This is a genomic window from Clostridium pacaense (assembly GCF_020709765.2).
Classification (GTDB): domain Bacteria; phylum Bacillota; class Clostridia; order Lachnospirales; family Lachnospiraceae; genus Enterocloster; species Enterocloster hominis.
Genome location: NZ_JAJFEB020000093.1, coordinates 1 through 330, shown reverse-complemented (window position 1 = coordinate 330; position 330 = coordinate 1). Strand labels below are relative to the sequence as shown.

The window sequence follows — 330 nt, the reverse complement described above, 5'->3', positions numbered from 1 at the left end:
AAGAAGGAAGGAAAGAGAAAAGGAAGGGGAAAGGGAGAGAAGGAGAGAAAGGAAAAAGGGGGAGAAGGGGGAAGAAGAAGAAGGAAAAAGGGGGAGAGAAAGAGAGGGGAAAGAAGAAGAAAGGAGGAGAGAAGAAGAAAGGGAGAGAAAGGAAAGAGAAGGAAGGAGAAGAAGGGAAGGGAAGAAGGGGAAGAGGAAGGGAGAGGGGAGGAGAGAAGAAAGGGGGGAAGAGAGGAGAAGAGAAAAAGGAAGGGAGAAGAGGTTTAAGGAGAGGAGTAAGGGAATGAAGCTGGTGGGCCGCGCCCGGCCGGTCAAAATCCGTACCCTGTC

1 protein-coding gene is annotated in these 330 nt (G+C 50.9%); it reads left to right on the top strand.

Features of this window, described 5'->3' with window-relative positions:
* On the top strand, positions 1-330 hold a 330-nt coding region (locus LK536_RS58620; protein WP_506092315.1), incomplete at both ends, for a hypothetical protein.